The organism is Mesorhizobium sp. M7A.F.Ca.ET.027.03.2.1, from assembly GCF_003999175.1.
In the GTDB taxonomy this organism is placed as follows: Bacteria; Pseudomonadota; Alphaproteobacteria; order Rhizobiales; family Rhizobiaceae; genus Mesorhizobium.
The window spans coordinates 1-4,191 of record NZ_RZOM01000518.1 but is presented as its reverse complement, the minus strand read 5'-3'; the positions used below and the strand labels follow the sequence as shown (position 1 = coordinate 4,191).

Sequence of the window (4,191 nt, the reverse complement as noted above, 5' to 3'; positions counted from 1 at the left end):
GTGACGGGGAGAGGGGCGCTCATCGACGGTTTCGCCAATCATCGGTGTTGCAGGTAGAAACGCCAGCGTCGCGGTCAGTCGCTCTCTCCCCGTTTTACGGGGAGAGATGTCCGGCAGGACAGTGAGGGGCAGCGCTGACGGTAAGATTCCGCATTCGGCGCACGCGAATGTGCGTCGCGCCGCACTATTTGATGCAATAGACTGATCCCTATGGAAGCCACGAGGAGTGCAACCATGACCAACATCAAGATTTCAAACCGTTCGCTCGGCTTTGTCAAAGGCGCCCTCGCCGCGCTTGCACTTGCCGCCGCTGGCGCCGCCTTCTGGCTGACACCGGCGGTTTCGGCCGAGGACGCGGTGAAGATCCCGCCGCCGGCAATCGACGAGAAGGCGGCCGCCGGCACTGAAAAGGCGATCTTCGCCGGCGGTTGTTTCTGGGGCGTGCAGGGCGTCTTCCAGCACGTCAAGGGCGTCACCAGGGCCGTCTCCGGCTACTCCGGCGGCGACAAGGACACCGCCGTCTACGAGACGGTCGGCTCAGGCCGCACCGGGCATGCCGAATCCGTCGAGATCACCTACGATCCATCGAAGGTGACCTATGGCCAGCTGCTGCAGGTCTATTTCTCGGTCGCCCACAACCCGACCCAGCTGAATTTCCAGGGTCCGGACTCCGGCACGCAATACCGCTCGACGATCTTCGCCGAAAACGATGCACAGAAGAAGATCGCGCAAAGCTACATCGCCCAGCTCGACCAGGCCAAGGTGTTCCCGGAGCCGATCGTCACTACGCTGGAAACCGGCAAGACCTTCTATCCGGCCGAGAATTACCATCAGGATTTTCTGACGCTGAACCCGACCTATCCCTACATCGTCTACAACGACCTGCCCAAGGTGGCGAATTTGAAGGCACTGTTCCCGGCGCTCTACAGCGACAAGCCGGTGCTGGTGCTGTCGGCGAGCAATTGAGTCGGCTTTATTGAGGAGGCGTCGGCGGGACAGCACCCCCCTCTGCCCGGCAGGCCAGAGAGGGGTGCCTCGCGCCTGCATCGGCAGGTCAATCATACGTCAGATCCGTCGCCTTGCCGCCGAACACCCGGTAGGCATAGAACGAATAGAAGATGATGACCGGCAGCACGACCACGGTGCCGGCGAGGATGATGGCCAGGCTCTCCGGCGCGGAAGCCGCCTGCCAGATGGTCAGGCGATCGGGCACCACGAACGGGTAGAACGACCAGGCGAGACCGGCAAAGCCGAGCGCGAAGATGGCGGCCAGCGTCAGGAACGGCATCAGCGAATGGCGGTCGTCGGGCTTCGGCAGATGGAAGGTCTGCCGCCACAGCCACAGGAACAAAAGCGCCGACAGGATCGGCAGCGGCGACAGATAAAGCATTTCCGGCCAGACGAACCATTTGTCGAAGATGCGCGGGCTGGCGAAGGGCGTCGCCAGCGACACCGCCGCCATGCCGAGCGCGGTCAGCACCAGCGCGGTGCGCAGCCAGCGCACCGCTTTCTTCTGCAATTCGCCTTCGGTCTTGTAGATCACCCAGGCGGCGCCCATCGCCGCGTAGGCGGCGGCAAGGCAGAACGCCACCAGCACGCCGAACGCCGTGCCGCCGAGGCCGACATCGAGCCCGAGCACATAGACGCCCAGCATATAGCCCTGCGCCAGCGAGGCGATGAGCGAACCCAGGAAGAAAATACGGTTCCAGCGATGCTTGCGGCCAGCTGGCACCTTGGCGCGGAAATCGAAGGCGACGCCGCGCAGGATCAGCCCGAGCAAAAGCACGAAGACCGGAATGTAGAGCGCCGTCAGGATGACGCCATGCGCCAGCGGGAAGGCGACCAGCAGCAGGCCGACGGCCAGCACCAGCCAGGTTTCGTTGGCGTCCCAGAACGGGCCGATGGCGGCGATCATCGTGTCCAGTTCAGCATCCTCGGCTGCCGCGAACAGAATGCCGATGCCGAGATCGAAACCGTCGAGAATGACGTAGATCAGGATGGCGAGGCCCATCAGGCCGGCGAAGATCAGCGGAAGCGCGGTTGGCCAGTCGAAGGTCATCTTTTTCTCCTCACTCACCAGAGCCGGCTAATCGCGATGTGATCGGATGGGGCTCTATCGAGGCTTCAGATCGATTGCCGAAGTCGGCGCCGCCCCTCATCACCCTGCCGGGCACTTCTCCCCGTATAGGGACGGAGAGAAGGGGGCTGGCCGCAATCTCGGCGCTTTTCTTGCAACGCTGGTGATTGGCGAAACCGTCGATGCGAGCGCCCCTCTCCCCGTCCCTATAAGGGGAGAGGATGCCGGCAGGCAGGTGAGGGGCCGCGCCGGCGCCCGGCTGGAGTGCCATATCAAATCACTCCCCCGCAGCCGGCTGCGACATCGGCGCGTTGAGCACGCCGGGCAACGGCGAGTTGTCGCCGTCCTTCGCCGCCTTCAGCGCCAGGTGCACCAGCACGCCGAGATAGGCGATCAGCAACAGCACATAGAGAACGAGGTATATGGCGAGCGTCAGCGCGACATGGCTGCCGGCCACCGGGCCGACCGCGTCGGCGGTTTTCAGCACGCCCGTCACCAGCCAGGGCTGGCGGCCGATTTCGGTGGTGTACCAGCCGGCCAGCGTCGCCAGCCAGCCCGACAGCGCCATCGGCACCATCAGCATGGCCAGCGGCTTCGGCAGGCTGTGCCGGCGCTTGAGGAAGAAGGCCGCCGACCATGAGACGAGCAGCATCAATATGCCCGTGCCGACCATGATGCGGAAACCCCAGAACACCGGAAAGACCGGCGGATGGTTGCCGGGATAGTCGTTCAACCCCGGCACCACGCCGCTGGTCGAGTGCCGCAGCACCAGGCTGGCTCCATCGGGAATGGCGATCTCGAATTTGTTTCCCTTCGCCGCCTCGTCGGGCAGCGCGAAGAGCACCAGCGGCACGTTGGGGCCGGTGTTCCAGTTGGCCTCCATGGCGGCGATCTTCTGCGGCTGATGCTCCAGCGTGTTCAGCCCATGCTGGTCGCCGGCGAAGATCTGGATCGGGATCAGGATCGCCGCGGTGAAGACGCCGGTGCGCAGCGCCTTCCACATCGATTCCGAGCGGTCGCCGGTGAGATAGCGCAGCGCCGACAGGCCTGATATCAGGAACGACACCGTCAGCCCCGACGCCAGCAGCATGTGGGTCAGCCTGTAGGGCATCGACGGATTGAAGATGATTGCCCACCAGTCGACCGCATGCGCCACGCCGTCGCGCATCTCGAATCCGGCCGGCGTCTGCATCCAGGAATTGAGCGCGATGATCCAGAATGCCGAGACGGTGGTGCCGCCGGCGACCAGCACCGTCGCCAGCGTGTGGATGCGGTTGGAGACGCGGCGGAAGCCGAACAGCATGATGCCGAGAAAGGCCGCTTCGAGGAAGAAGGCGGTGAGGATTTCGTAGGCCAGCAGCGGCCCGGCGATGTTGCCGACCTTTTCCATGTAGCCCGGCCAGTTGGTGCCGAACTGGAAGCTCATGGTGACGCCCGAAACCACGCCCATGGCAAAGGACAGCGCGAACACCTTCACCCAGGTGAAATAGGCGCGCATCCAGGCGGAATCGTTGGTCGCGTTGTAACGCAACTTGAAGAACAGCAGCACCCAACCCAGCGCAATGGTGATCGTCGGAAATAGAATATGGAATGAAATATTCGCGCCGAACTGGATACGCGAAAGTATGAGCGGGTCCATGATAGGCTCCGGCTGCTGCAAATACTCGCGAAGGATAGGCCCGAAGCGAGTTCAGGTCAAAGCGGCGTCCTGCCGCGAGGCTGAACGCCACAGGACAATTTTGCCGGTTGCGTGCCGTGCAACTCCGGGCCTGTGCGCCGCACCTGCAACGGCCGGCCGGCACGATTGTCGAGAACTGTCAGCAGGGCATTGACTTGCGGTTGCAAGCACCGACATTCGGCCTATATCAGGGGACCTCTTTCAAGCAGCCGTTTTCATCCATGCCTTCCATCCTGTCCATTTCCGGGGTCTCCAAGACCTACGCCACCGGCTTCACCGCGCTCAAGGAAGTCAATCTCGACATTCAGCGCGGCGAGATCTTCGCGCTGCTTGGACCCAATGGCGCCGGCAAGACGACCCTGATCTCGATCGTCTGCGGCATCGTCAACCGTTCGTCGGGCACCGTCACCGTCGACGGCCACGACATCAACAAGGA

The 4,191-nt window shown here is 63.3% G+C and carries 4 protein-coding genes; 2 read left to right on the top strand and 2 right to left on the bottom strand.

Translation table 11 applies throughout. From position 1 onward, the window contains the following. Nucleotides 1–234 precede the first annotated feature (234 nt). Nucleotides 235–966: a peptide-methionine (S)-S-oxide reductase MsrA gene (gene msrA / locus EN750_RS21170; protein ID WP_127268581.1), complete on the top strand. Its 732-nt coding sequence runs from the start codon at nucleotides 235–237 to the stop codon at nucleotides 964–966. An 88-nt stretch (nucleotides 967–1,054) separates the two neighbouring features. Here msrA and EN750_RS21165 read toward each other — a convergent pair whose 3' ends face one another. Continuing rightward, the gene (locus EN750_RS21165) at nucleotides 1,055–2,059 is read right to left on the bottom strand and encodes a cytochrome d ubiquinol oxidase subunit II (RefSeq protein ID WP_127397543.1); all 1,005 of its coding nucleotides are present in this window, start codon (nucleotides 2,057–2,059) and stop codon (nucleotides 1,055–1,057) included. Between the two features lie 295 nt (nucleotides 2,060–2,354). Then, nucleotides 2,355–3,716, bottom strand: coding sequence for a cytochrome ubiquinol oxidase subunit I (locus EN750_RS21155; RefSeq protein ID WP_127397541.1), 1,362 nt, complete (start codon nucleotides 3,714–3,716; stop codon nucleotides 2,355–2,357). Between the two features lie 260 nt (nucleotides 3,717–3,976). Here EN750_RS21155 and EN750_RS21150 point away from each other — a divergent pair. After that, a partial coding sequence (locus EN750_RS21150; RefSeq protein ID WP_127397540.1) for an ATP-binding cassette domain-containing protein occupies nucleotides 3,977–4,191 on the top strand: 215 nt, incomplete at its 3' end.

Bases quoted from the DNA above. Each gene is read 5' to 3' on its own strand.
- EN750_RS21165 (WP_127397543.1), bottom strand. From the start codon at position 2,059: ATGACCTTCGACTGGCCAACCGCGCTTCCGCTGATCTTCGCCGGCCTG.
- msrA (WP_127268581.1), top strand. From the start codon at position 235: ATGACCAACATCAAGATTTCAAACCGTTCGCTCGGCTTTGTCAAAGGC.
- EN750_RS21155 (WP_127397541.1), bottom strand. From the start codon at position 3,716: ATGGACCCGCTCATACTTTCGCGTATCCAGTTCGGCGCGAATATTTCA.